36 protein-coding genes and 1 tRNA gene are annotated in these 21,788 nt (G+C 47.3%); 33 read left to right on the plus strand and 4 right to left on the minus strand.

The features are described from left to right. Nucleotides 1-81 precede the first annotated feature (81 nt). From ALIPUT_RS00545 to ALIPUT_RS00555, 4 genes are all read left to right on the plus strand, one after another. Nucleotides 82-158 (plus strand) — tRNA-Ala (locus ALIPUT_RS00545). Between the two features lie 146 nt (nucleotides 159-304). After that, nucleotides 305-1,618: a phage integrase SAM-like domain-containing protein gene (locus ALIPUT_RS11940; protein ID WP_081443351.1), complete on the plus strand. Its 1,314-nt coding sequence runs from the start codon at nucleotides 305-307 to the stop codon at nucleotides 1,616-1,618. Nucleotides 1,619-1,721: 103 nt separating this feature from the next. Continuing rightward, the gene (locus ALIPUT_RS13320; protein ID WP_022460571.1) at nucleotides 1,722-1,901 is read left to right on the plus strand and encodes a type II toxin-antitoxin system HicA family toxin; all 180 of its coding nucleotides are present in this window, start codon (nucleotides 1,722-1,724) and stop codon (nucleotides 1,899-1,901) included. Nucleotides 1,902-1,950: 49 nt separating this feature from the next. After that, complete coding sequence (locus tag ALIPUT_RS00555; RefSeq protein ID WP_004327610.1) at nucleotides 1,951-2,355, plus strand: helix-turn-helix domain-containing protein; 405 nt, start codon at nucleotides 1,951-1,953, stop codon at nucleotides 2,353-2,355. 142 nt (nucleotides 2,356-2,497) lie between these two features. Here the strand turns inward: ALIPUT_RS00555 and ALIPUT_RS00560 are convergent, their stop codons facing one another. Further along, nucleotides 2,498-2,773 carry a hypothetical protein gene (locus ALIPUT_RS00560; protein ID WP_004327611.1) on the minus strand — a complete coding sequence of 92 codons (276 nt, stop codon included), beginning with the start codon at nucleotides 2,771-2,773 and terminating at the stop codon, nucleotides 2,498-2,500. A gap of 267 nt (nucleotides 2,774-3,040) precedes the next feature. On the opposite strand from ALIPUT_RS00560, the gene ALIPUT_RS12935 reads away from it, so the two are divergent. Beyond that, nucleotides 3,041-3,178 carry a hypothetical protein gene (locus ALIPUT_RS12935; RefSeq protein ID WP_004327613.1) on the plus strand — a complete coding sequence of 46 codons (138 nt, stop codon included), beginning with the start codon at nucleotides 3,041-3,043 and terminating at the stop codon, nucleotides 3,176-3,178. 45 nt (nucleotides 3,179-3,223) lie between these two features. Beyond that, nucleotides 3,224-3,469, plus strand: coding sequence for a DUF5053 domain-containing protein (locus tag ALIPUT_RS00570; protein WP_004327614.1), 246 nt, complete (start codon nucleotides 3,224-3,226; stop codon nucleotides 3,467-3,469). A 60-nt stretch (nucleotides 3,470-3,529) separates the two neighbouring features. Here the strand turns inward: ALIPUT_RS00570 and ALIPUT_RS12265 are convergent, their stop codons facing one another. From ALIPUT_RS12265 to ALIPUT_RS00580, 3 genes are all read right to left on the minus strand, one after another. Further along, a complete protein-coding gene (locus ALIPUT_RS12265) occupies nucleotides 3,530-3,889 on the minus strand; it encodes a Bor family protein (RefSeq protein ID WP_081443352.1) in 360 nt (119 codons plus the stop codon). A gap of 503 nt (nucleotides 3,890-4,392) precedes the next feature. Continuing rightward, nucleotides 4,393-4,602, minus strand: a complete 210-nt coding sequence (locus ALIPUT_RS00575) for a hypothetical protein (RefSeq protein ID WP_147554493.1) — start codon at nucleotides 4,600-4,602, stop codon at nucleotides 4,393-4,395. Nucleotides 4,603-4,724: 122 nt separating this feature from the next. Further along, nucleotides 4,725-5,264 carry a hypothetical protein gene (locus ALIPUT_RS00580; protein WP_004327617.1) on the minus strand — a complete coding sequence of 180 codons (540 nt, stop codon included), beginning with the start codon at nucleotides 5,262-5,264 and terminating at the stop codon, nucleotides 4,725-4,727. Between the two features lie 125 nt (nucleotides 5,265-5,389). Between ALIPUT_RS00580 and ALIPUT_RS00585 the strand changes: the two genes are divergently transcribed. The 27 genes from ALIPUT_RS00585 (at nucleotide 5,390) to ALIPUT_RS00705 (ending at nucleotide 21,474) form a co-directional block, all read left to right on the plus strand. Then, nucleotides 5,390-5,659 (plus strand): hypothetical protein, encoded by a 270-nt coding sequence (locus tag ALIPUT_RS00585; RefSeq protein ID WP_004327618.1) that lies wholly within the window; start codon nucleotides 5,390-5,392, stop codon nucleotides 5,657-5,659. Between the two features lie 10 nt (nucleotides 5,660-5,669). Then, nucleotides 5,670-5,927: a hypothetical protein gene (locus ALIPUT_RS00590; RefSeq protein WP_004327620.1), complete on the plus strand. Its 258-nt coding sequence runs from the start codon at nucleotides 5,670-5,672 to the stop codon at nucleotides 5,925-5,927. 51 nt (nucleotides 5,928-5,978) lie between these two features. After that, complete coding sequence (locus ALIPUT_RS00595; RefSeq protein ID WP_004327622.1) at nucleotides 5,979-6,266, plus strand: hypothetical protein; 288 nt, start codon at nucleotides 5,979-5,981, stop codon at nucleotides 6,264-6,266. Between the two features lie 402 nt (nucleotides 6,267-6,668). Next, nucleotides 6,669-8,294, plus strand: a complete 1,626-nt coding sequence (locus ALIPUT_RS12940; RefSeq protein WP_004327624.1) for an A1S_2505 family phage non-structural protein — start codon at nucleotides 6,669-6,671, stop codon at nucleotides 8,292-8,294. 35 nt (nucleotides 8,295-8,329) lie between these two features. Next, nucleotides 8,330-8,506: a hypothetical protein gene (locus tag ALIPUT_RS12945; RefSeq protein ID WP_004327626.1), complete on the plus strand. Its 177-nt coding sequence runs from the start codon at nucleotides 8,330-8,332 to the stop codon at nucleotides 8,504-8,506. A 53-nt stretch (nucleotides 8,507-8,559) separates the two neighbouring features. Beyond that, a complete protein-coding gene (locus ALIPUT_RS00605) occupies nucleotides 8,560-9,381 on the plus strand; it encodes a hypothetical protein (protein ID WP_004327628.1) in 822 nt (273 codons plus the stop codon). Between the two features lie 580 nt (nucleotides 9,382-9,961). Beyond that, nucleotides 9,962-10,090, plus strand: a complete 129-nt coding sequence (locus ALIPUT_RS13225) for a hypothetical protein (RefSeq protein ID WP_004327630.1) — start codon at nucleotides 9,962-9,964, stop codon at nucleotides 10,088-10,090. Beyond that, on the plus strand, nucleotides 10,087-10,542 hold the full coding sequence (locus ALIPUT_RS00610; RefSeq protein WP_050751417.1) for a hypothetical protein: 456 nt from the start codon (nucleotides 10,087-10,089) through the stop codon (nucleotides 10,540-10,542). The genes ALIPUT_RS13225 and ALIPUT_RS00610 overlap by 4 nt, the downstream gene beginning before the upstream one ends. 189 nt (nucleotides 10,543-10,731) lie before the next feature. Beyond that, nucleotides 10,732-11,385: an RAD52 family DNA repair protein gene (locus ALIPUT_RS00615; protein WP_004327633.1), complete on the plus strand. Its 654-nt coding sequence runs from the start codon at nucleotides 10,732-10,734 to the stop codon at nucleotides 11,383-11,385. Continuing rightward, nucleotides 11,375-11,836, plus strand: coding sequence for a hypothetical protein (locus ALIPUT_RS00620; protein ID WP_004327634.1), 462 nt, complete (start codon nucleotides 11,375-11,377; stop codon nucleotides 11,834-11,836). The genes ALIPUT_RS00615 and ALIPUT_RS00620 overlap by 11 nt, the downstream gene beginning before the upstream one ends. A gap of 2 nt (nucleotides 11,837-11,838) precedes the next feature. Further along, complete coding sequence (locus ALIPUT_RS00625) at nucleotides 11,839-12,135, plus strand: hypothetical protein (protein ID WP_004327635.1); 297 nt, start codon at nucleotides 11,839-11,841, stop codon at nucleotides 12,133-12,135. A 158-nt stretch (nucleotides 12,136-12,293) separates the two neighbouring features. After that, nucleotides 12,294-12,662, plus strand: a complete 369-nt coding sequence (locus tag ALIPUT_RS00630; protein ID WP_004327637.1) for a hypothetical protein — start codon at nucleotides 12,294-12,296, stop codon at nucleotides 12,660-12,662. A gap of 51 nt (nucleotides 12,663-12,713) precedes the next feature. After that, nucleotides 12,714-13,727 (plus strand): DUF4373 domain-containing protein, encoded by a 1,014-nt coding sequence (locus ALIPUT_RS11945; protein WP_004327638.1) that lies wholly within the window; start codon nucleotides 12,714-12,716, stop codon nucleotides 13,725-13,727. A 2-nt stretch (nucleotides 13,728-13,729) separates the two neighbouring features. Continuing rightward, entirely contained in the window at nucleotides 13,730-14,317 is a 588-nt protein-coding gene (locus ALIPUT_RS00640) for a hypothetical protein (protein ID WP_004327639.1), read from the plus strand. After that, a complete protein-coding gene (locus ALIPUT_RS00645) occupies nucleotides 14,314-14,670 on the plus strand; it encodes a PDDEXK family nuclease (protein WP_004327640.1) in 357 nt (118 codons plus the stop codon). The genes ALIPUT_RS00640 and ALIPUT_RS00645 overlap by 4 nt, the downstream gene beginning before the upstream one ends. A gap of 69 nt (nucleotides 14,671-14,739) precedes the next feature. Next, complete coding sequence (locus tag ALIPUT_RS00650; protein WP_004327641.1) at nucleotides 14,740-15,288, plus strand: hypothetical protein; 549 nt, start codon at nucleotides 14,740-14,742, stop codon at nucleotides 15,286-15,288. 5 nt (nucleotides 15,289-15,293) lie between these two features. Continuing rightward, the gene (locus tag ALIPUT_RS00655) at nucleotides 15,294-15,893 is read left to right on the plus strand and encodes a zinc finger CCCH domain-containing protein (protein ID WP_004327642.1); all 600 of its coding nucleotides are present in this window, start codon (nucleotides 15,294-15,296) and stop codon (nucleotides 15,891-15,893) included. 14 nt (nucleotides 15,894-15,907) lie between these two features. Continuing rightward, nucleotides 15,908-16,786, plus strand: a complete 879-nt coding sequence (locus ALIPUT_RS00660; protein WP_040293029.1) for a radical SAM protein — start codon at nucleotides 15,908-15,910, stop codon at nucleotides 16,784-16,786. Next, entirely contained in the window at nucleotides 16,783-17,148 is a 366-nt protein-coding gene (locus tag ALIPUT_RS00665) for a nucleoside triphosphate pyrophosphohydrolase family protein (protein ID WP_004327644.1), read from the plus strand. The genes ALIPUT_RS00660 and ALIPUT_RS00665 overlap by 4 nt, the downstream gene beginning before the upstream one ends. Before the next feature lie 14 nt (nucleotides 17,149-17,162). Beyond that, the gene (locus tag ALIPUT_RS00670; protein ID WP_004327645.1) at nucleotides 17,163-17,984 is read left to right on the plus strand and encodes a hypothetical protein; all 822 of its coding nucleotides are present in this window, start codon (nucleotides 17,163-17,165) and stop codon (nucleotides 17,982-17,984) included. A 13-nt stretch (nucleotides 17,985-17,997) separates the two neighbouring features. Further along, nucleotides 17,998-18,957: a DNA cytosine methyltransferase gene (locus ALIPUT_RS00675; protein WP_004327646.1), complete on the plus strand. Its 960-nt coding sequence runs from the start codon at nucleotides 17,998-18,000 to the stop codon at nucleotides 18,955-18,957. Then, entirely contained in the window at nucleotides 18,954-19,238 is a 285-nt protein-coding gene (locus ALIPUT_RS00680) for a hypothetical protein (RefSeq protein WP_004327647.1), read from the plus strand. Before ALIPUT_RS00675 ends, ALIPUT_RS00680 begins: the two co-directional genes overlap by 4 nt. Before the next feature lie 114 nt (nucleotides 19,239-19,352). Further along, a complete protein-coding gene (locus ALIPUT_RS11950; RefSeq protein ID WP_004327648.1) occupies nucleotides 19,353-19,691 on the plus strand; it encodes a YopX family protein in 339 nt (112 codons plus the stop codon). A 301-nt stretch (nucleotides 19,692-19,992) separates the two neighbouring features. Continuing rightward, nucleotides 19,993-20,262 carry a hypothetical protein gene (locus tag ALIPUT_RS00690; protein ID WP_004327650.1) on the plus strand — a complete coding sequence of 90 codons (270 nt, stop codon included), beginning with the start codon at nucleotides 19,993-19,995 and terminating at the stop codon, nucleotides 20,260-20,262. After that, nucleotides 20,259-20,693, plus strand: coding sequence for a hypothetical protein (locus ALIPUT_RS00695; RefSeq protein ID WP_004327651.1), 435 nt, complete (start codon nucleotides 20,259-20,261; stop codon nucleotides 20,691-20,693). The genes ALIPUT_RS00690 and ALIPUT_RS00695 overlap by 4 nt, the downstream gene beginning before the upstream one ends. Beyond that, nucleotides 20,690-21,025 (plus strand): hypothetical protein, encoded by a 336-nt coding sequence (locus ALIPUT_RS00700; RefSeq protein ID WP_004327652.1) that lies wholly within the window; start codon nucleotides 20,690-20,692, stop codon nucleotides 21,023-21,025. Before ALIPUT_RS00695 ends, ALIPUT_RS00700 begins: the two co-directional genes overlap by 4 nt. Before the next feature lie 47 nt (nucleotides 21,026-21,072). After that, complete coding sequence (locus ALIPUT_RS00705) at nucleotides 21,073-21,474, plus strand: mediator of RNA polymerase II transcription subunit 21 (protein ID WP_004327653.1); 402 nt, start codon at nucleotides 21,073-21,075, stop codon at nucleotides 21,472-21,474. Nucleotides 21,475-21,788: the final 314 nt, after the last annotated feature.

Raw genomic sequence — 21,788 nt, forward strand, 5'->3', positions numbered from 1 at the left:
GACTGTCGGAGCGAATTTTTCAGGGAAATCGACTCTGTTTTTCGAGGATTTGGAAAATTTCACTATATTTGTCCCGTTAACGGGGGATTAGCTCAGTTGGCTAGAGCGCTTGCATGGCATGCAAGAGGTCATCGGTTCGACTCCGATATTCTCCACCAAGTAAAAAACGGCCTCAAACGCATATAGAGGGCATTTTTGAGAAAACCACCTATACGGGTGGTTTTCTTTTTCTGCATACTCTTACACATATTTCGTGAGAAATATGTAGCTTTGTTTTACGAATGTTTTGCAAAGCCACACAAGTATGCCAACCTACAAGCCCACCGTATTCAAGCATCACCAGCGCCGTGATGGGAAATTTCGTGTTTCGATTCGAATAACGCATAATCGCAAGTCGGTTTACATGCCGACCGACGTCTATGTTTCGCGTAAACAGATCACGACAGACTTCAAAACCATCAAGGACACCGAGGTTGTGCGGATGATCGACCGTGACATCATCGAGTACGAAAATATCCTGCTGCGGAACCTCGGTTCGAACCTCTCGCAATACACGGCCCGCGAGTTGGCGGACTATATCGAAAAGTACACGACGACGGACGGCGGTGCGGGCATCGACTTCATTGCCTTTTGCGAGGGCCATATTAAGGCGTTGAGGGCCGAGGGGCGTAATGGGACGGCCGGACGATTTGAGGCCGTCATTCGCAACCTAACCGACTATTTCGGGCGTTCCACCGTATTCGTCAAGGAAATCAACGTTAAGAACTTGCAGGGTTTCGTCGAATACATGCAGAAACCGCACGAGCAGACGAGAACGAACCAGCACGGCAAAGAGGTGGCGGTGCGGCGCCCCGGGTGTAAGGCGCAAACGGTAAAGGACTATTTGGCCGACATTCACACCCTATTTAATGCGGCATGCGACTACTACAACGACGAGGACGCCGAAACGGTTCTAATTACCCACCGGCCGTTCGGGAGTAAGAAATTACAGGTCGAGGTGAAAGAGGAACCGGAGAAACGCGATCTTTCCGAGGATGACCTCGTGAAGATCCTGAAAGCCGAGGCGGTCCCGGGCAAGCGCATGCAGCTGGCGCGGGACGTGCTGGCGCTCTCGTTCTACCTGCTGGCCATGAACACCGCCGACTTGTTCGGAGACGACGCCAAACTCGGAGATGGCCGGATCACCTACCACCGGCAGAAGACAGCCACCCGCCGCAAGGACGAGGCGCTAATGTCCGTGAAGATCGAACCGGAGGCGCTGCCACTGATCCACAAGTATCGCGACCCCGACAAACGACGGTTGTTCTCGTTCTATAAAATGTATGCCAATTTTCGGGAGTTCAACCACAACGTGAATGCGGGCTGCAAACAGCTTGCCGCGCACTTGGGTATCGATGTGCCGTTGAGTACCTATTACATCCGCCACACCTGGGCCACCCTTGCCTCCGAGGAGTGCGGGATCTCGGAGGCCGACATCGCGCTGGCACTGAATCACGTCGGGGCAGCTACCGGCCTCGAAAGCGGCAAAAGTCTCAAGACCACGCGGGGGTACATTCACCGCCGGTTCACGCGCAACGACACGAACAACCGCATCGTTTTGGATTACGTGAAAAAGTAAATACTAATTATTACCTATAAAAGTATAAAATAATATACTATTTATTTGGATAATGATATATTTTGCATTATCTTTGTACTGTCAAACAATAACAAAGGGTAATATGAAATCAAGTGAGTTGCACCGCCTAATCCTAAAAAACGGATGGCGATCTATCCGACAGGCAGGGAGCCACGTAATTTATGAAAAGGATGGCAAAACGGTTTCGGTTCCTTTTCACGGCTCGAAAGAAATGGGTTCAGGAATAGCACGGCGGTTTATCCGGGAGATGGGGCTGAAATAAGCCCCCCCCCTCCCCGGGCAACCGGAAACGAAATAAATACACACGATTTATGGAAAAGGTAAAGGTTATCATCGAATGGGCATCGGACGGAACGATTTCGGCCATGATGGAAAAGGATATGTTTGCTGGAATGGGCGATACCGTCAAGGCGGCCGTTGCCGACATGAAAGAGGGCGTTGCACTCTATATCAAAACGGCCAAAGAGATGGGTTTTCCCTACAAGGCATATTTGGACGGAGCGTATGAGATCGAACTGGAGTATGACGCGGTTAGCGCATTGAAATATGCACGAGAGTACATCAAGGACACCAAGCTGGCGGAGCTGACCGGTATTCCAGCCGCCCAGTTGGGACGTTATGCCAATGATAAAAGTAAACCACGCCCGGCACAACGTCGTAAGATTATCGAGGCGTTGCACAAATTCGCGGCGCCGTTCTATTCGATTGTGTTGTGACGAATTGCTGTTACCGGTAGTTATTGTTTGACGACGACCTATTTGGAAACGGCAGCCCCCGGATCACTCCGGGGGCTTTTTTACTCTTTATCTTTGGCCTGCAATTCTGCCTCGGTCTTTCTCTTTGTAATTTCGAATAACCTTATACGGTGGGTCCCGCAGTATTACATTCTGCTTTTTTGCTTCGGATGATTTCGAGAATCACGCGGTCGCCATCAAGAATCAGCATCCCGTGCCGACGGGGATCACCACCTTTTGTGCGGTGCTCGGCCTCGCATTCGGTGCGGATCCGGACACAACGGAAACCTGCGGCCTCGAAAGCCGACCCGATTAACGATAGGTCGCTGCGCTTGGGGACGCAGTACATGGGGTTAATTGCCGCTTCGATGCGGCTCATACGTTCGATGTGCTTTTTCATATAGGTTTGACAAATAAAAAACTGCGTTACGAGTTGTCCGGCCCTATATGCAAGCCGTCGGGCGTTTCCGCTTACCGAACTCGACGCAGTTAAATTTAACTGTATGTAATAGATACAAAATATCTGATACTACAGACATATTTGTATTGCATATAGATTTGACGATACAAATATACATTTTTCAATCGGAATGAAAAAATGATGTAGAAATATTTGTATAATACGCAAAAGTGTATTATATTTGTAATACCAAACACGAAATATGATATGGAAGTAGAGCTAACAGAAAAAGAGTGGGATTTGATAGAATCTATTCGTAATTACCATAAGGCATATCCCAATGGAAAGGAGGAACAAGAATGGTATATTGAGATGATTTTGCAAGAATTATTAGACAGAGATTAAACAATCACCTCCGACCAATTGGCCGGAGGTATAAAAATAGATCGTATGGAAATTTTAGTGAAACAAAACCGAAAAACGGTAAAACAGAAAATGTCCGATATTTTATTAGATGTATCGTGGGCTAAAATATCGGAGCGGTACTTCGGCAAATCCCGGTCGTGGCTTTATCATAAAATGGATGGTGTGAATAATGGCAAACCGGATGATTTTAACGAAGCAGAAAAAGAAACTTTACGAAGCGCTTTGCTTGATCTTTCAGAAAGGATCAGTAAGTGTGCGAAAAGTATTTGATGATTGATTCTATTTATTATTTTTATTCATAAAACCCCGGTCTATGACCGGGGTGAATTTTTATTTGTCTGATTTGATTTTTCCATCTTGTGCTGTATTTTGTACATCACGTAGCGGAATATAAAATTTAGTTTGCGTTGGTGTATAAATACCGCATGTTATACATGAAACCAACAGGTTTAGGAAGTTATGATTAGTCTTTACTACGAAATCTTCCGCATTGTTCACGTATTCTGCGGCTTCGAGTTTATTTTTACCGACCGGCACTAATCCTCCAATCAAGTGGTGGTTCCATTCTTGATTTACTTGTACCAAAGGTTCATTAGGCTTTACATTCCCATGCAGGACCCGTGTGCTGTAACAAGAGGTCATACTTAATATTATGCCAAGTACCCCTCCCCATAATAAAATTTTTTTCATGATTAATGTAATATTAAGTTAGGTGCTGCAAAGTTACAAAATTCCCCCCCCCGCAAAATAATGAGGCTATTTTTTTGAAGTTGTGCCGAAAGTTCCGAGGTTTGTAAAAAAGAAGTTTATGATCGGGATTTATATTTTGCTATTCGTGATTATCGCGTTGATTGTGTATTTGATCTATCTTGTTCGTTTTTGGGGCAGAACTAATATTGAATTGACAGGTGATACTTATACTGGATTAAACAATGTTCTGTGTAGAATATTGAATCAAGACAGATTAAAAAAGTAATTTACTGATTTTTTGCATTGCAATCCAAGTCCATTCAAAAATAGTGTGTCCCCAAAATTGAGAGGCGCAAATAGATATGATAGCTAATGCAATAGCCCAATGCGCTTCGCGCCTACTTATTTTTAAATTGCGAAGTTCTAAATTATCCCGTTCTTCTTGTTTGCGTTGTTCGTTATAGATGACTGCACATCCTCCCTGGTCTTTACACACTGATAAATTAGCCGCAGCTTTTAACCATATTCCACCCCCCCCCTTTTATTTCAATGACCATATGATCTTCAAGAACGCGCAGTATTCGCATCCGTTGTTCTTCATTTGGGATTAATGTTTTGACGGCATCCATATTAAAATAGGCCGGATTTCTTGATAATTCATTTAGAAAAACGTCGGCAATGTTAATGTCTCCTTTTTGTAGTTTGGCTATCATAAGGTTCATTGAATAGTAATTCAATCTGAAATTTGCATCGGCTCCTATTTTTTAACTCTTCTTTGAATGCTTATTATCAGGTGTCTGAATTACAATATATTTTTGTAATTCATTGATATACATTATTTTAGCTCCGATTTTATGGGGGGGGGATTTTTGACCCCCAGATCTGTCGGAGTTGCTGGAAAGCCTGTAGAAACGCCTGAAATCGACGCAAACAGCCTATCGTAACGGGCATTCGACAGCTCGACTTGTGTAATTAACCGATTCATCTGGGCACTCTGCTCTCTTATGACTGCCATCGCCTCACGAGTGATCGCTATAAGATTAGTAATATTCTCGGTTGTAGGCGCGGGAGAACCCTGCGTTTGCTGCATTTCACTCTTGTCAGCACTGGTGGCAGCATTGCCGACCGGAGATGTGCTGTGGCTTTCTCGAAGCATCTCGCCTTCGCCGGTGAGGAGCCAAATACGGTTAATTTCGGGATATGCTTCTAATATTTGTTCAAGTAATTTGCTTGAAAGTCCGTTGCGTTCGCGTAAAACTTGAGAAGTTTTCACCCCTCCTTTATCATTGTATTTTTGAGAAAAAGCGTATGGTGAGATGTTATACACCTCTCTAATAATTTTTTTTAATCGCCTATTTACCTCAAAATCTGCCATTTTAATATGATTTTAATTTGTCTGATTTAAAAATATATGCAAAATACTTTGTTTGTTAAAGCAAATTGCATATATTTGCATTGTCAAACAATACAACAACACAAATATAGCAAATAATATTGATTATGAAGGCCGTGTATAACAAATCGAAGATCATGCTGAATGCCTGGTATATGTTCCGGGTGAAAATGGTGAAAAATTTCGCGGAGGCCTTGCGCAAAGCATGGAATAACGAGAAGCTGGCTAACATCCGCGCGATGATCGAAGGACGCACTTTGGAAGCCTCCGCACCTAAAACGACCGGAGAACACAATGTTGCAGCAAGTATGGCTTTCGCGGCGGGATGCCTGGACTATTATGCCGATGCGCGGCCGGGACAGTATTTCGGAGATTAAGGATAGCAATATGATGGAGACGAAGAAGAGCAACCAGACATTCGGGGAGATATGGCACTCCCTCACGCCTTCGGAACAGAGCCGCCGGGCCAATGAGATTATGGAACGATTAGGAGTGAGTATGTGGACGATTCAGTCGTGGATAACAGATCCGGAGAAAGGCGGGTATCGCAGGCCGAGCAAAAGACGGCAGGCCATTCTTGCCGAGATGTTCCAGGTTCCGGTGGAGGGGCTGTTTTTAGCAAAGACATATTCTCCGGAGAACTGAAAGCAAGAGATGTAATTGGCGTTATCAAAATCACACGTAAATCGTAATACCATGAACCACGAACCTCTCGACCGACTGCACTTGCAGCAGATAGCCGCCGCTTACGCTGCCGGGTATCGTATGGCCCGGGCGGAGCTGGCCGACGATGCGAAATACTACACCCTCACACAATGCTACCGGAAATTCGGCCGGGGTACGGTCGATCGGTGGGCTGCCGAGGGGCTGATCAAGATAATCAAAGACGGAACCCGCAATAGCAAGTGTCGTGTATTAGTAGAGCGCATAGAACTGGTTGCCTCACAAAGCAATCGTGCCAGCTGGTTCGATAACCACGAATAACCCGCGCCCGATTTTTCAGAGTTTAGTTAAGAGTTTGAGATTAAGTTGAGTTTGCCCTTTCCGGGCGCGGATTTTCAAAGTCCGTATCGGGTTGAATGTCCCGGTGCGGGCGCAAAGGACGGCACGGAAGCCGTAGGGGTCCTAAAGCCTGCCATAAACCCCGGCCGCAAGGCAGAAAGGCTGGAACGAATAAGCGGTTCATTGAAATACGAGAACCATCCGAAGGGATGTAAAACCCGGCGAGCGACTTGGCGCAGAAGGGCGGATATTAGGCCGATCAATACCAAAAAGCAGGCGACGATCCGGAGCAATTCGGGGAGCCGGTAGCGATATACCCTGCGATTCAGTCGTGGTCTTCGATGACGACAGGGTGCAAATTTTAATCAAAACAATTTACGTGCAATGTCAAACAAAGTATTTACCCCAGAGAACATTTCCAAATTAAAACAGAACGAGGTCTTTGTATTCGGCAGTAATAAGGCCGGTAACCACGTTGGCGGCGCAGCTCGTGTCGCGGTCGAGAAGTTCGGCGCGATCATGGGGCACGGCGAGGGCTTACAGGGCCAGTCCTACGCTATCCCTACGCTCGATGAACAGATGGACAAGGTGTCTACCGAGGAATTGACGCGATCGGTACGGAGATTCGCAGACTATACACGGTACAATACCGATAAGGTTTTCTATGTAACCAAGATCGGATGCGGCATCGCTGGATTCTCGGTCGAAGAGATTGTGGAAGTATTCAAAAGCGTCTCGTTCGGCGATAACGTGGTGCTTCCGCAAGAGTTCGGCGAAGAAAAACATATCGATGGATTTAAAGGGTTCAATGCAGATATGACCTGCCTGGGCTTCAAATTCGAGGAGGGCAAGACTTACGAAGAGGATGTTGAGTTGAAAGTTTGTAATCGAGGCTTTCATTTCTGCGAATCACCGTTCTCTGTCCTTAGCTATCGTGATATGCTGGATGATGAATGCAAGTTCATCCCTGTGCATCATGTAACAGCTTTGGGGCGATGTCATTCCGACTCGGATAAAACGGCGACGACAAAGATTCACATCGGGGCAAAACTCGATTTCAAAGGATTCATTAAAGCTGGTATAGATTTCATTTACGAGAAGTGCATCAAAGAGGGTCCGACCGACAATGTTAATTCGGGCGACGACGCACAGATCGGCTCCTCGGGCGACCTCGCAAAGATCGGCTCCTCGGGCTACGGCGCAAAGATCGGCTCCTCGGGCGACCTCGCAAAGATCGGCTCCTCGGGCGACCTCGCAAAGATCGGCTCCTCGGGCTACGGCGCAAAGATCGGCTCCTCGGGCGACGACGCACAGATCGGCTCCTCGGGCGACCTCGCAAAGATCGGCTCCTCGGGCGACGACGCACAGATCGGCTCCTCGGGCTACGGCGCACAGATCGGCTCCTCGGGCTACGGCGCAAAGATCGGCTCCTCGGGCGACGACGCACAGATCGGCTCCTCGGGCGACGACGCAAAGATCGGCTCCTCGGGCGACGGCGCACAGATCGGCTCCTCGGGCGACGGCGCACAGATCGGCTCCTCGGGCTACCTCGCACAGATCGGCTCCTCGGGCGACGGCGCACAGATCGGCTCCTCGGGCGACCTCGCACAGATCGGCTCCTCGGGCTACGGCGCAAAGATCGGCTCCTCGGGCTACGGCGCAAAGATCGGCTCCTCGGGCTACGGCGCAAAGATCGGCTCCTCGGGCGACGGCGCACAGATCGGCTCCTCGGGCGACGGCGCACAGATCGGCTCCTCGGGCGACGACGCACAGATCGGCTCCTCGGGCGACCTCGCAAAGATCGAAAGCGAAGGTAACAATGCTGTTGTAGCAGCCATAGGTATAGATTCAAAAATAAAGGCAAAGAAAGGTAGCTGGATTACCCTCGCTGAATATGGCGAGGATCTGAAACCAGTGTGCGTAAGGTCTGCACAGATCGATGGGAAATCGCTCAAGGAGGATGTTTTCTATCAACTGAAAGGCGGCGAGTTTGTCGAAGCAGCAGAATAACAGCAAATATCATCCACAAGTAAATCTTTACCAACATGCAAACCTTCTTTTCCGAAAGCACAGTCAAAAGTCTGTGGGGCACGCTTGCGGGCCGCCTCTGGCGTGCGTGGTACCGCCTCAAGAGCAAGGTGCGCCGGATGATCGACAAGTCCCGCCGCCGGGCATATAAACTCCAAAACCGACCCCGTGTCTATCGGGTAGAAATTCGATAGGACTTATCGTAATTTTCTCATAGTCGGCATAATAAAAGTATGTTTTTTGCATAATGAAAAACTTTCGTATCTTTGGAAATATGAATAACTCAGATGTTATGCAGGATATTAGGCTACATATTCATATTGAGGATACGCAACCGATGGAACTGCTGGATTTAACAAGTTCTCTCGTCGCGTTGAATAATCAGTATGTGGCTTACCTCAAAAAGCATCCCGAACAAAACATAAACAGCGATGCAAAGCTATATGTTAAAGAGATTCGGCATGGGAGCGTTATCGTGGAGCTTATCGATACTCTGGCAGTTGCCGTGTTGCCGTTTATGGAAAATGCCAATTCCATCATTGGTTTTGTCGGATATTGCAAAGATGCGATAAAATACTTTTTAGGGAAAAGAGCTGATAATCCGGGCTTGACGATTTCCGACTGCCGAGACTTCGGCAATTTAGTAAATCCGATTGCGGCGGATAATGGAGCTGTAATCAATATTGGGACATATATCAATGGAAATATAAACGTCGGATTGCAAGTGGATAGCATTGAATCTAATGCAATACAAAATGCCATAAGGAAAGAAATAGATAAACTATCGGCACACGAGCAAACCGACATCCACAAGAATGTGCTAATGACATGGCAGCAGGCCAGCAGCGACATAAAAAACAATGCCAAGAACAGAGGTGTTATTGATAGTATTTTCCCGGGTCATGCAATGAAAGTATTGTTTGACGATGAAAATATAAAGCGGATGATGTTGTACGGAGAAGACAATCCACTAACCTCGGTATATGTGGTGGACGTTAAAGTGGAAACGTCACAAAATAAGCCCGTTGCATACAGAATAGTCAAGTTTCACGAGATGTTCGAATCATAGTAAATTCCTACATCAACTTTGAAAAGGTGTCGATTTCGATGCCTTTTTCTTATTTGTTATTGCAAGATAAAAAATGATTTCGTATATTTGCCTTGCCAAAGACTCACGGTAACGTGATTACAAGTACATACGAACGCTATTTGAGGCGTGTCCCTGTTGCACTTCTACTCTACGTAGTCGTGGGTCTTTGGCGAGATTAGGGGGCGCGTCTCTCTTTTTGTACATTTTTGTTAAACTAACTTGTGTTCAATTAAATGCCAAAGACCGACACGAGTAGTAAGGTGAATAACAGTACCCTTACTCCGGCTGTATTCGACGTACAGCAACAAATCCATTACAAGTATCTGTACAGAACTCATCTCTTTCGAGTTGGCTTTTCAGAGCATCCCGAAACCTATCTTGTTAATATTAGCGGCACAACACTCGACGATCACAAGGTCGAGGTATCTCGCGTCTATGATGAGCTCCATCCATTGATGGCCATAGGACGTGCCGTTACGGAGTTCTACGACAACTATGTATGCGGCCGTATCGGCAGCATCATTATCAAACAACGAGTTGTCAAATAACCAATTCAGCTATGGCACACGTAATAACGCTTGCCGTTGTGATCGCACCGATCGCAGCGGTGTTCAACTGGGTGCTGTCCAGGCCCCGGCGTATGCGGATCACCCGCTATCTGTTGAATGAAATTTTCGAACAGCGATGAATACAGACTTGCACACAACAAAAGGCAATGTATCATGCCATCGGATGTATGACGAGTACATCGATTATCCGAGTATCGAGTGGGATAAGGGACTGCAAGCGACAAGTAAGTCCGAATGTCCCGCTCCATCGGATCAAATCCCTTATTTTCGGATCGGAGCTGCAATCTATCGGCAGGTGGCCGGAATACTTCAGGATATGCTCGGTGATCGTAATTGTCTGTCAAATGTAAAGATCGATTGGGAGGATGAGGACGGCAATAGTTACACCTTTACGGACAGCTCTGTTTGGGTGTATCGTAAGAGGGTCCGATTCCCGGAAGGCAGTATGGAGGTCGTCGATGACTTGGGTTCGGGTTGGTGGGAGTTTCACAGTTATACGCCCGAAGGTGACGAGAAGATCAACGATTTTCAATTCAGCAAACTCAAGGAATATATCTGTTTAACCGAATAAAACATGTGAAACAAATGAAAACGAGAATCGAGATTTACGAAATCGACCGCCCGCAAAACATTGTTGCCTCGGGTTCTTGGAATAGGCAACTCTCGACTGCCGAGATACGCAAGGAAACCAAATATATGATGCGGTATAGCGATTCTAAAAAGTTCGCATCACGAGTGATAACCGATAGAGATTGAAAATATGGAACTGCGTAAAATATCCGAAGAACAGAAAAGATTACTGGATCGGCCGCTGCCTTCAGAGGCAATATCGCCGCATCCGACAAAGAACTACTTGTCCACGATCAAAGCGATCTACGTTACCGAGCGTCTGAATGACGTGTTCGGAGTAGGTAGCTGGCGTGTCCGCTCCGAACAGGTTGCCCGTGACAATAAGATGGTGGTTGTCAAGGTAACGTTCGAGATACCTGAATATGGTATCTATTATGAATGTTATGGAGGTAACGATAACTCAGATTTGGGTGATGCCCACAAGGGGGCTACAACCGATGCTTTGACAAAGATCGGGTCCTGGCTCGGGATTGGTGCCGATGTATTCAAGGGTAAATCGCGCAATATGTCAGCAAAATGCGCGGCAGCTGCTCCGGACCCTCTCGCTTCGGCCCGGCCCGATACGCCCCGGACAAAACATCGGATTACGACAGATATGCTTGACGATCCGATCAAGTGCGATTGTCTGCTTAATTGGGGTTATGACTTATGGACCGCTTCAGGCTATGCGGCAGATTTCGATATTGCCGCACGTCTTCTGAAATCTTATGACGCCGATACTGACGTGCTTAAACGTTATGCGGCTTTGTTCAATTCTTATAAGATGGCTCGGCATGGAAAATAATTCATTATTGCTCTGTGAAACGGCCTCGGTCAGTGAATTGACCTCTCGGGCGGTCAGGGCTGTCGTAAACGGGGATATTGACCCGATAACGGCCCATATCAATATCAGCAGGATGGAAGCGGCAATCAAGGCGTTCAAGGATAATGAAGAGATCCGGGACATCACACTCCGCGAATTATCCCAATACGGGAAATCGCACCAATTCGGGGATTGCCGGTTGGAAGAAGCCGAGGTCGGTGTCAAATACGATTATGCGGATTGCGGTGACAGTAAGTTATATGATATGTACGCAACTCTTGAATCCTTGAAAGCTGACATTAAAGAGCGAGAAACAATGCTTCGACAACTGCCTGTTTCCGGGCTTGCCGATCCCGAAACGGGTGAGATGCTTTACCCGCCCGTTCGAAGTAGTAAAACGAGTATCAAAACAACATTCAAAAAACAACCGTAGCTATGTCACAACTTATCAATGTATCGATTTGCGTTTCGGATATTCCCCGCGACCAGATCAAAGTTGCCAATAATGGCAAGAAGTATATCGCCGTATGCGTTTCGCAGTTCCGGGAACCGGATTCCTACGAAAATACCCATTCGGTATTTATGCGTCAGACTAAAGAGGAGAGAGAGGCGAAAGCACCTCGTGTTTATATCGGCCGGGGTAAGGCCATAAACTTCACTTCGGCACCGGTTACAGTGGAGAATATCGCGGATATGCCTTTGGCAGATAGGGTAGATGATCTTCCATTCTAATATTCGGAATCCCATGATCGGTTATGAAATCAAGTCTTGGGAGATTCGGCAAATAGTACGTATTCTGCGTGACCTGGAGTTTTGCGATGCCTCGACTATCCGAGGACTAAATGCTATCCGTATGGGTAGAATCCTGTATAAAAAAATAATTAAACGCCATGCAAAGAATCGAACAAATACGGAAGGAAGCTCGGAATATTCAGATGGCTCTTGAATGTATGAATAATCCCAATATCGAAGCCATGATAGAGCGTTTGGACCAGCTGGGTGTTTACTACGCTCGCAGCGGTGAATTGTTGAGTGAGGTTGTCGGAATGCGTGACGCTGCGGTGGCCAGGTTGTTTCACGATGAAAAAGAAACGATTATCAGTTTGTCTCCATCGTTGGCGACAAAATTGGTGAACAGTTCTGCTTCGGAGCTGAATGCTTTAGAAAAGTGGTTGGACCGCATCAATGCATCTTGCAAGCATCAGTGCGACAACCTTCGGACTATGATAAGTTACGAGAAAGAACGCTTAAAATTGTAAATAAAGAAGATGATTGAAGTGTTTGATAAACCACCGAAATAATACAATGATATGGCCAATATTAGGGTCGGATTAAGCTATTACAGCGTCGATACGGATAGATATTTGGATATTCGGATAAGGCGGCTTGTTAAGGCTTTCGGTTGTGACGGTATTGCGGTTTACGACTACTTGCTATGTAATATATACCGGGTAAAAGGCTGTTTTGCTGCGTGGGACGAAAGTACTGCCTTCAACGTGGCTGAATACCTCAGGTTAAAGGAGTCGGTTGTTTTGGAGATTGTTCGGTACTGCGGTGTTGTGGGTCTTTTCAATAAAGAACTGCTCTCTCGTGGGATCATAACGTCGGCAGCCATCCAAAGGCGATATATTGACACTTGCATACGAGCGAAACGCAAGAATCTTGAAATACCGGAATTTTGCCGCATTCTTCCGGAAGAAACAGCCAAACTTCCGGAAGAATCGCCGAATACTCCGGAATTTTGCCGCGAAGTAAAGAAAAGTATTATATCTTCTCCTTACGTCGAAGATATAAATAATCCCCCCTTATATCCCCCCGAGGGGGAAGAAGATTATATTCCGACTGAATTTGTGACGTTGTGGGATAAGTTCAAGGGAAAGCGCAAGTCGCTTACCGATGACTACAAGGACTTTTGCAAAAAGACGGAGGGACTGGTTATAGATTATGTTAAATTGCAACGCAGCGCTCAATTTGCGAAAAATGTTTATTTCCAAACGTGGTTAAACGACTTTTTCCCGAAAAAATCCAGGCGTAATATAGATCTCTCGGCTGTCGAACCTGCGTTCCAGCCTATCATGGCGGATTGGCTTGCTTACAAGTCTGAACGCGGACAGACCTATCGACCGCTCGGATTACAGCGTTGCTATGTACGCCTGCTGACGCTTTCGGGCAACGATGCGGCCAAAGCTCGCCGTATCGTGGACTTCTCGATCGCCAACAACTATTCGGGGCTGTTCCCTCCACATGACCAGGACAATTCGGCAAATCGCCATCCGGCAACGGACTATCACGCCCAACCGGGCCAAACGTATGAAGACTTCTGACAATGAACTACGATGAAATCCTGAAACAGTTGAAAATCGAAGGTAATCCTACGCCTTGCGCCCGTTTCACCTTCAGTATTCCGAATGCGAAAGAAGAGTTGGTGACTGCGATGTCCGCAGTTCTGGGAGCTATGGGCGAACGGTTTGTCTGGTTGCCGGAATACGACAAGGTAGCGGAATGGCTGTCGGCAAACAACGGAAAAGGGTTACTACTGTTCGGAAACTGCGGACGCGGGAAATCGCTGTTGGTCCGCTACGCAATTCCGATGTTGCTACGCAAGTTCGCCAACCGGATCGTAACGGTCGTGGACTGCGGGTCACAGAGTGTCAATATCGACGACGTAATTAAACGCAAGTTTATCACACTGGACGATATGGGCGTGGAGGTGGACCGAGTAGAGTTCGGGACACGACGTAATCTGGTCGTAGAACTCATCAACAAGGCACAGGACAATCCCGATACGCTTCTGTTCATATCTTCGAACCTTACAGGCGAAGCGATCAAGGACCGATATGGAGATCGGATATACGACCGGATCAAGTATCTATGCCATCGGGTCGCTTTTAATGGAAACAGTTTACGCAAATGAAACACCTTGAATCGAACATCCAACGCGCTTTTGTACGTTGGTTCCGGCTTCAATACCCCGAGTATGCTTTGAATTTGACGAGCGTGCCCAATGGTGGATTGCGAAGTAAAACCGAGGCGGCCATCATGAAAGCTGAAGGGATGACGGCTGGAGCGGCGGATTTACTGTTACTTGTTCCCCGAGATGGGTTTGGTGTACTGGGACTGGAATTTAAGACCCAAGTAAAAGGAAGTCGTCAGACCCCAGCACAAAAACAATGGCAGAAATCTTTTGAACAGGTTGGAAACAAGTATGTACTTGTTCGCACACTGAATGAAGCTATAACGGCAGTTCAAAATTATTTGGATAAATGACAAAACGACAATTTTATCACTGGCTTCATTCTGCCGAGTGGTTCACTATGGGTAAAACGCATTGATTATATGACCAACCTTTCTTACCGCCAGGCAATGTTGATTAAACATACGGCCTGGATGAACACTCGCTTGCTCGCGCGGGGTCCTCGGCCGGAAGACGAGCGGTACGTGCCGCTCGCGGTGCGGATGCTTACGCTGGTCGGCTGCTTGAACTACGCGATGCTCGACCTTGAGTCCGAACTCACGGCATCCGGCTTGTTCCACCATGAAACCAAACGCCGCTATACGCAGGCTCAGACTTTGGTCTCGCAGGCTCACGGCGTCGCGTGGTCGATGCTTCGCAAGATCGACGACCGAGCCGCCCGGCAGTACAACGACAAGACGGACGAGGCGTATCGGACCATCAGCGGCTGTATCCTGTTGGAGGCTCCTCAAAGGTCTTACAACATCGTGCTGTCGCTGTGTAGGATCATCAGCTCTCTCAACGGTCGGATTTCGGGCCGCTACGACTTCAACCCGGCCAAACCTCTTGTACGCATCCCGGCTCTGTTGGAGTGTATCGGGATCGAGGATTGTAAAATAGACGGAATCATCGAATTGAATTTAATAGATTAACGAAAATGAAAGAATACACACAAGCGGATTTCGATGCCTTCGAGGTGATCGACGGAATCAAACAATACCCCTCGGGGGATTACAGTGATATACAAATATTCGGCGAGCGGTGCTCCTTCGGCGAGCGGTGCTCTTTCGGTAAGGAGTGCTCTTTCGGCAAGTGGTGCTCTTTCGGTGAGGATTGCTCTTTCGGTGAGGAGTGCTCTTTCGGCAAGTGGTGCTCTTTCGGTAAGGAGTGCTCTTTCGGTGAGGATTGCTCTTTCGGTGAGGAGTGCTCTTTCGGTGAGGAGTGCTCCTTCGGCGAGTGGTGCTCCTTCGGCAAGTGGTGCTCTTTCGGTGAGGATTGCTTTTTCGGTGAGGAGTGCTCCTTCGAAGGGAAAGGCGAATATATCGGCGATTATCCTTTCCTGGCTTTTGTCGGGTTCGGCTCTCGGATTGGCAGCAAGGTTTACTTTTTCAACCTGCAAGACGGCATTTATGTCCGTTGCGGCTGCTGGCTGTCGGATATAGCCAGGTTCCGGGAGAGGGTGAAGGCGAAGAATACCGATGCGATGTACCTGGATTTGTGCGATCTGGTCGAGAGGAAGTTTAACAGGAAAAACTGAAAATACTACAAAGAGTGAATATAGGATTAGTAGATGTAGATGGTCATCATTTTCCGAACTTGGCATTGATGAAACTTTCGGCTTGGCATAAGTCGCACGGGGATTCGGTTGAGTTCGCCAATCCGATGTTCGGTAGGTACGATCGAGTGTATATGTCTAAAGTTTTCACTTTCACGGCTGATTGTGCAGACTACTACCCGTGCGAGATCGTACGGGCGGGAACAGGTTATAAGGACTATACAATAACATTACCAGACGAGATTGAACATATCTGTCCTGATTATTCGCTTTACAGTGTGAATGAGGCTTTCGGATTCCTAACACGCGGTTGCCCGAACGGTTGCCCGTGGTGCATCGTTCCGCACAAGGAAGGCTCCATCCGGCCGGCATCCCCGCTCCGGGAGTTCCTCGGCGATAAGCGTCGGGCTATATTATTGGATAACAATGTACTGGCGTCGGATTTCGGGCTGGAACAAATCGAAGAAATAATTCGCACGGGCATATCTGTTGATTTTAATCAAGGGTTGGATGCTCGCCGGGCGTGTGCCGATAAATATATACTTGACTTGCTATCGCGGGTTAAGTGGATAAGATACGTCCGGTTTGCATGCGACAGAATCAGTCAGTTAGATTCTGTGACAAAGGTTGTGCAGGAGTTGTCCAAGCGCGGCATAAAACCATATAGAATTTTTGTCTATGCTTTAATTGGGGATGTACACGAAAGTTTGGTCCGCATTGAGGCTCTGAAGCGATTGGGAGTAAGTCCCTTTGCCCAACCATATCGAGATTTCGAAAACAATATCGAACCGACAAAGGAGCAAAAGCGATTAGCCCGTTGGTGTAATCACAAATCTATTTTCAATAGTATTGATTTTAAGAATTATAAAGGATGAGAGCGAACGAATATCAGACACGCGCGATGAGTACGCGGCTGCCGAGTTGCGAGAATGCGACCTATATGCTTTTCGGCCTGATGGCCGAGGTGGGCGAAATCGCCGACAAGATCGCCAAATGGCGCCGAAAGGGAGTGTGCCGGTTGGATATGGATCATTTGGTTTTCAATACGGGCGATTTGCAAGAGGCGGAGGGTTACAAATCCGAGCTGATGAAAGAGGTCGGGGATTGTGCGTGGTTTATCGCGGGCATTGCCGATTGCTTCGGCTTCACGCTCGAAGAGGTCATGCAGCAGAACCTCGACAAACTCGCCAGCCGCCGCGAGCGCGGCGTGATCGACTCAAACGGGGATAACCGATAAATAGCAGGCTGATAATGAAAGTAGTTGATTTATTCAATCAAGAAGAGCATATATTCACGAATCGCGAGAAGCGGCAAAAAGGGCTTTTCGACGATTACGATGGATTTGTTGAGAAATTCAAGCCCAAGAAAACGACCGACGACTGCTATACGCCTCCAGCGGTGTACGACTATGTTTTGCAATATGTAGCCGATCATTGCGACATTGACAGGATGACCGTTGTCCGCCCGTTCTATCCGGGTGGTGATTACGAGAGCCTGGTCTATCCCGATAATTGCGTGGTGATCGACAACCCGCCCTTTTCGATCATCTCTCAAATTGTCCGGTTCTATCTGAAACGAGGGATCAAGTTTTTCTTGTTTGCCCCACATCTGACATTGTTCAGCGCTAACATTGACTGTACACGGATCGTATGCGGCGCCGCTATTGTTTACGAAAACGGCGCAAAAGTAAATACATCTTTTTTGTCCAACATGTTCGGTGAAGCCGGTGTAATAGGTGATCCTGTACTATATGAGGGGATCAATGCCATTTGCTCGGCGCCGAAAGTGGAATTGCCGAAATACAAATACCCGGACTGCGTGCTAACGGTTTCGGATGTAGCGTACATCGTGAAAAACAAGGGTGAGATAAGGATAGACAAGCGGGAAATGCTGCACCGTTCTGTACTCGATTCTCAAAAAAAGCACGGGAAAGCGATTTACGGATCCGGTTTTTTAATCTCGCATACCGCCGCCGAAAGAGTTACCGCCGAAAGAGCTGCGGTGAAAAAAGAGGCTATAGTATGGGAGTTATCCGAACGAGAAATGCGGATCGTTGAAAAATTAGGACAATAACCGATGATCTCTTATGACCCACGCCTCTCTTTTCAGCGGGATCGGAGGGTTCGATCTGGCGGCCGAGTGGGCGGGCTGGACGAACGCCTTCAACTGCGAGATCGATCCTTTTTGCCGCAAAGTATTGAAATATCACTTCCCGAATGCAGAACAATATGAAGACATCAGAGCGACCGACTTCACTGTCTGGAAAGACCGTATCGACGTGCTTACCGGAGGTTTCCCGTGCCAGCCGTTCTCGCTCGCAGGAAAGCGGCGAGGCACAGAAGACGACCGCTACCTGTGGCCCGCGATGCTCGACGTTATTTGGACTGTTCGACCCCGCTGGGTCGTGGGCGAGAACGTTTACGGAATCGTTAATTGGTCGGAAGGGTTGGTCTTCGAACAGGTGTGCGCTGACCTGGAGGCGGCAGGATACGAGGTGCAGCCGTACATTATTCCGGCTTGCGGTGTCGGCGCTCCCCACCGTCGGGACAGATGCTGGTTTGTTGCCCACCGTGCAGACGCAGGGTCTGAAACGATGCGTGAACGGTCGAACGGAGTTCATGCCGACAGTATTGCTTCCGACACCCCATGCCTCGGACGCATCACGCGGAGGTCAAAAAGTAACCGGACTATACAAAACGAGAAAATCGGGTCTAACATATATGTCCCTGTTGAACGATCTGGCAGTAAGCGGACTTTTACCGACCCCGACAGCGAACGATGCGAAGAATGTAACGCTTCCGGCCAGTCAGGGCATACGCAAGGGCGGACTATCCAAGAAGGTGATGCAAAGCGACGAATACCGGACTGGAACGGGTTCCCGACTCAACCCCCTGTATGTGGCGGAGATGATGGGTTTCCCGGGGAATTGGCTGGTATCGCCTTTCCTCGGTGGTGCCGGGAAGCCGTCAAAGCCTGCGGTAACGCCATAGTCCCGCAGGTGGCATTACAGATTTTCGAAACGATAAATGAATACGAAAGGAAATGAAAAAACACTTACTTACAAGTTTTCTTTTTGGAACACTGACAATTGTTTTATGTGGTATTATATCCGGGGAACCCTATCGCTCGATTGCATGGGCCGTAATATTGGTTATTCTTATTATCTCCGTCATTGCAATTGGGATAGCGACAACCGCAATCTACGATTTGTTGAAGCAGGGGATGAATATCAACATGCTGACTATCAATGGCGGAATCCGCTTTTTCGACAAAAGCAAGGCCGACAACCCCGATATTGAGGAGAATCAAAACGATCAGAGGAAATGAAAAAAGTAATGTTCAACGATCTTTACGGGTAGTTTACGAATTTGAGTTGGTGAAACAACGAGATTCGATGCAGAACATTGCAAAACTTTGAAAAACTTTCAAACATTTTGAAATATGAGAGAAATTAAATTCCGGGGCAAGCGCCTCGACAACGGAGAGTGGTTGTATGGCAGCCTTGTCATTTTGAATGGGCGCTATTTTATATTCGATGATGCAAACAGACACGAGGTCGATCCCACTACCGTCGGCGAGTTTACGGGGCTGAAAGACAAGAACGGTAAGGAGATTTACGAGGGGGATGTGATACGCTCTCCATTGTCCGAGGATAAAACTCGCCCTCATAGAATCTTTTACCATACCGGCAACGCAGCTTTTATGGGGGCCTTGGTCGATAGAAAGGAATTATGTTATTTAAGATTGGATCAGGATTGGATTTATAAATTTGGAAAATAAGTCATTAGCAACATCCACGACAATCCCGAATTTCTGAAAGGAGGCGAGCAATGAATAGGACTATGAAACAATGGCTTTTGCCCCTTATCTGCCGCTGGTTCGGGCATAAGGATTTCGAGGAGGTATATTGCGTCAAATCGCCCCGAAATTGGTTCTGCCGCCAAAACAAACCCAACCGATACGACGTGGTGCATGATATTGTTTGCTCCCGATGCCGGCGGGTACATCGAACTATCCTCAAATCCCGAATTAGCCGCGCACAACTCCTGCATGACGGTTGGTTTATAATCGACGAATAGCCATGAAAAGCAAAAAAGCAAAGGAATTTATCGACGGATGCTTGAATCATCTTGTAATAGAGATGAGCGACCACGCCAAATGGCAGCTACGAGCAGCAATGAGCCATACAGCCGAACTCGCCGAGCAGGAGGCCGAGGAAAGGATGCGGGATAAAGCGATCGAAGCATTTTGCAAGGATTGCCCAATTTACTCAATACAAACAAGTAATGGGGGAAATTGCCCCGATTGCAGTGCATTAAACGCATTCAAACAAAGACTGAACGAGGAATGAAATTCACAACCCATTGCTTTGTCCGCGTCGAGGATGCGGAGAAGCGAAAAGATGTGATCGAGTGGTGTATGCATATTGGCTATGAATATATTTATCCCCCAAAAGAAGAGAGATTAGGCGATAAGGTAATATGTGACACTTATTGTGTCGGCGTGGCTCATGACGCACAAACATTCACCGCCTTGAATTGCATAGACTGCGGCACCAACATCGAGCTGTTCAGGGCGCTGGCGGCGATGAACAACGAGAACGATCAGGAGCAATGGTACTCATATACGGAATATCCGACTAATGAGAGTAAAAATGGGGTTAGACGGCTTATTTTTAACGAACATACGCGATTCGATTCTTTTGTAGATGTACCATCAGGTTATTACCGCAAGGCTACAGTCGAGGAGATCGTCGAATATTTCAAAAACAATGAGAAATGAAAACAATTGAGGAAAGAATACAAGAATATGTGGCCAATGCCTGGGTCGAACTTGATCAATTCAATGAAGACCATGTAACTTTTGAAAATATCGTTACATCCGCCTGTGTTGTTGGCGCTAATTTCGAATATGAGGAATTGACCCGCTGGCGTGATCCGAAAGAGGAGCTGCCGCAAAATGGACAACTCGTGTTGTGTAAAACCTCTGATAAGAAACTTCCATTTGTCACTGTTAAATATGACCGTTCTGAATGGTGGATATATGTGTATCCCGGATGGGCTGGTATTGGTCATAAGATTATCGGCTGGCGGCCGATTCACGAAAATGAGTAAGATGCTCTGTGCATTTTGACTAACCAAGTAACTAACCAAGAATATCTATGAACACGAAACTCAAATCAGACTACGAAAAAGCCTGCAACGCCTATTTGCAGGCTTTTTGCGAGAAACACGGCTATGATTATGAGGATGCTACGCGGAGCTGGGTCGGCGGCGATGTCGGCGGGATCACCGAATGCGCGGACTATATAGTTGGGATGGATGACATCATCACCGACATAGACCGGGACGCTCCGGAAGATGAGTTTGTAAAGTATTACGATTACTGTCTGCGGGTGGGGAGTATCGCCTGCGGCAAAATTAGTACGCCCAATTACAGCAGCTGGCTCTCGGGGTGTCCACGCATGAGTGAAGAACAGATCACCCGGCTGGAGGAGTTGCAGAGGGACATACGCAAGGCGGAAAGAGAGCTGGAAGAACAAATAAGGAAAGAGAAGTTTTAACCGGGAGAGGCAAAATCGCTCCCTTTTTTATTCATATGGCAGTAGATACATCTAAAAACGGTACAGTAGATCGTGCTAAACTTCTGGCAATAGAAAATAAATGTACGAGAATAATTCGAATTGCGGGGTACGTTTTATGTTGCTCTGGATAATGATACACAGACACGGAGCACTAATCGCGTTTGAGAGTGCGTCGGCGATATACTCAAAAGCAGTAGCTATGATCGAGATTGAGTGAGATCGACATCGATAGTGTGATTGATGATGCCGATCGACGACCATGCAATAATGTTCGAGATGCAGCGTCAAGATCG

It is taken from the genome of Alistipes putredinis DSM 17216, from assembly GCF_000154465.1.
Classification (GTDB): domain Bacteria; phylum Bacteroidota; class Bacteroidia; order Bacteroidales; family Rikenellaceae; genus Alistipes; species Alistipes putredinis.